The sequence below is a fragment of the Nocardia sp. CWNU-33 genome, from assembly GCF_046764895.1.
In the GTDB taxonomy this organism is placed as follows: Bacteria; Actinomycetota; Actinomycetes; order Mycobacteriales; family Mycobacteriaceae; genus Nocardia.
In genome coordinates this window covers 42,412-45,909 of sequence record NZ_JBKOQN010000023.1, presented here as the reverse complement: position 1 = coordinate 45,909, position 3,498 = coordinate 42,412, and the positions used below count along the sequence as shown (strand labels likewise).

Below are 3,498 nucleotides of genomic sequence, written 5' to 3'. Positions count from 1 at the left end.
CAGAGCCTCCTCGTTTTGCGAAACAACAGCTGGCCGAATGCTTTTGGGCAGCACGAATAAGCCTCTGCACCAGAGCCTTCGAGCTCCGGCGCATGGCATGAATGCCGGCCTTTGGGGCGATTCGACGAAAGCGCGGGACGCGGCAGCATCGCTCGCGCGGGGTCCGAACAGATTTGCGTGAAACGAGATCGGCGACTTCGCGTCACCGCCGTGGCGAACGCAGATCGCCACGGTTGCGCCTAGCTCTTGATCGTTCCTCCAACTCCGCCGCCGCCGTGCGGGCGGGCACCGCGGCCGTGTCAGCTACATCACATGGATGCGATCCATGCATTGCGAACATTAGGCGGTTCGTTAATAAAAAGGAACGCTTTCCCCCAAAAACTTCTGGACGATCGTCCAGCGGAGTTGAGCGGGCAGAAAGCCCTGGACAGAGCTGTGTTCGCGACCACAGTGGGGCCGCGCGTGTGAGTTACCACACTTTCAGATGTGCAGACTATGAGCCGGAACGTTGCATCCGCGTTGCATCGGCGCCCAAGCGCCGGTCGAGGACCCGGATCTTGGCTTCGATCTGCGCGTACAGCGGCGAATCTCGATCGACCGCCGAGCGGTAGACGGCCCACGCCGCGGCATCGTCGCGCCCCTCGGCGGCCGCCGTCCACCGACGCAGGACGGCGGCGTCACCGGAACTCAGTACCGCGGCGCGCAACCGGACCCGGAGCTCGTCGCGGAGGTCGACAATCCCCGGAGCGGTCGAGCGCGGAAGTACCGGGCCCGCATAAAGCCGTAATGCAGCATCGACATCACCGGAGTCGAGTGCGGCGCGCAAGGCCTCCACATCGGTTGCGACATGCACGCGCAAGCGGTATGGGCGCGAACCGAATACGGTCGGACCGACCACCGAACGCAGTCGCGACATGGCGGCGCGGATGGTGCCGTTGTCCAGATCCGTATCGTCGAGCAGCAGCGCGAGATGGTCGGCGCCCAGCCCTTCCGGGTGCTCGGCGAGCAGCAGCAGAATCTCGGCGTGCCGCTGCGACAACGGAACTCGATCGCCCGCGACAGTCAGCAACGGCTGCCCGAGCCCGAGCACGTCGAGACCCAACCGGCCCGCCGCGGCGGCATCGGCCGCCTCCTGAGTGCCGGGCCGATGCACGGCACCGTGCTGTCCCGCTCGCATCGCGCTGAGCAGCAGATCCATTTCCGCGGCGGTCGACGCCGCCTTGACCAACGCCAGAATCTCCGGCTTTGCGACACGGACGCCACCGGCGATCATCAGCACCCCGACCAGCCTGCCGTCGGGATCGTGCACGGGCGCCGCGGCGCCGGTGATCTGATGCATGCGATACAGGAAATGCTCGGGGCCGTGAATCCATGCGGCCCTTCCGGTGCGCACCACAAGACCGACCGCATTGGTGCCGATGCGCCGCTCACTCAGATCGTCGCCGGCCCGCACACCGATCTCGGACGCCGCGGTGATGTGGTCGGCATTACCGTGAATCGAGAGCACGCGACCGAATTGATCGGAGACCGCGACAATCAAACCCGTTCTGGCCGTGTCCTGTACGAGAAGCTTGTCGATCAGTGGCATCAATGCGGCGATCGGATGTGCATCGCGGTAGCGCTGTAAATCCGCGCCGCGCAGACCCCGACCGTCGAGCACATCCATGGGATCGACGCCGCCGCGCACACTGCGCAGCCATGATTCGAGCACGACCGGACGCAGCAGACCGGCAAGCTGCGAAAGCTGCTCGCCACCCGCGCTAAGATATCCGTGCGCTTGTGCGGCATAGGCTTCAAGGGCGCCGAGTTGAGTGCCGGGTTCGACGCCATGCCGTGGGGGCCGCCCACCTGCAAGATTGCTGACCATTTGCCTTTCTTTCCGCCCCAAACTGTACCGGCGCGTATTCCGGTGGAAGGGCGGATGCATCTTTTGTCCGCCAGGTCACACCCGGTTCATTCCTCGTACAAATGTGACCTACTCATCTTTCACATCACCGAGAGAGGTAGTCGGCGGCGCGCTCGGCGATCAGCACCGTCGTAGCCTGCGGACCGCGACTCAACGGCACCGGGACAATTGAAAGATCAACCACCGACAATCCGGTCACTCCGTGCACTCTGCACAGCTCGTCCACCACCGCACGTTCGTCATGCGCACGCCCCATCCGACACGTACCGGAGAGATGTTGCGAGGTAGCCAGATTCGCCCACAGCCACCTGTCGGCAGCAGCGCCGGAGGATTCCGGGATCGGGTTCGATACCCGCGCCGCCGATATCCGGCGCAACAATTCGGTGGCAGTGCCGACAGCTTCCCGCAAACGGTTCCGATCGTGTGCCGCCGACAGATAACGGTGGTCGATATGTGGCGACACGACAGGATCGGGTGAACGTAGTCGCATGACGCCTTCGGCATGTGGTCGCATCAAAGCCACCCCGAGCCGCTGCACCCCCGGTGTGAACGCGACGGTGTAGGGCCGGATTTCGATATCGTCCAGACTCAGTACATATTCCAGCGGCACCGTCTCCGGCGTTCGAAGCGGTGGATCGAGCCGGTATTCGATACCGATCTCGGGATGGTCACTGAATCCGATTCCGACCGGTGCGGGATGGCGTACCGGAATATCCAGTGTTCGAAGCTGCTCGACGCCGCCGATGCCGGAACGCAGTAACAGGGCCGCCGATTCGATCGCCCCCGCGCACAGCACGATCCGATCGGCCGACATCGTGCCGATCACACCGTCGCGCAGGAATTCCACACCGATGGCGCGAGTGCCCCGGAATTCGATGCGGGTGACCTGTATTCCACCGACGACGGTCAGATTGGGCCGCGCCGATGCGGGCAGCAGATACGCCCATCCGGTGCTGACCCGCCTGCCGTTCTCGATACTGCACGGCACGCGGCCGATGCCGTCGGCGGGGCCGGTGCCGGGCGGGGCGTTCAGATCGGCGACCTCGGGAACGCCGGCCGCGGCGCAGGCCGCGGCGAACTCGGCGCTCAGCGGCACGGGTGTGGCTATCCGGCGCACCGGCACGGGTCCGGTCCGGCCGTGCCATGGGCGGTCACCGAAATCGTGGTCGTGCTCGAGTCGCCGATAGAACGGCAGCACCGCGTCGAAGGACCAGGTGGTCGCGGCGATCTCGCTGCTCCACGCGGCGAAGTCGGCCGCCGTGGCGCGCACGAAGTAGCTGCCGTTGATCGCACCGGAGCCACCGATCACCCTGCCGCGCACAATATTTCCCGCGACCTCGTTGCCCGTATCGTCCGTCGCGAGGGTAACCGGGTAGGTCCACAGCCATGGCGACCCTTGGCCGACCGGCAGCCGGGTGGCGTCGAGCAGGTCGGTGGGCATCTCTGCCGCCGTCGCCCACACCGGGCCCGCCTCGAGCAGACGCACGGTGTGGTCCGGGTTTTCGCTCAGCCGGGCCGCGAGTACACAGCCCGCCGTGCCGCCACCGACGATCAGAGTGTCTGCCATCTACATCAACATCAACAGCATCAGC

At 65.4% G+C, this 3,498-nt stretch carries 2 protein-coding genes; both read right to left on the bottom strand.

Annotated features, from left to right (window positions below):
* Window positions 1-493 precede the first annotated feature (493 nt).
* On the bottom strand, window positions 494-1,867 hold the full coding sequence (locus tag ACLMAL_RS27055) for a GAF domain-containing protein (protein ID WP_412001649.1): 1,374 nt from the start codon (window positions 1,865-1,867) through the stop codon (window positions 494-496).
* 124 nt (window positions 1,868-1,991) lie between these two features.
* Window positions 1,992-3,473: a mycofactocin system GMC family oxidoreductase MftG gene (gene mftG / locus ACLMAL_RS27050; RefSeq protein WP_412001648.1), complete on the bottom strand. Its 1,482-nt coding sequence runs from the start codon at window positions 3,471-3,473 to the stop codon at window positions 1,992-1,994.
* Between the last annotated feature and the right edge of the window lie 25 nt (window positions 3,474-3,498).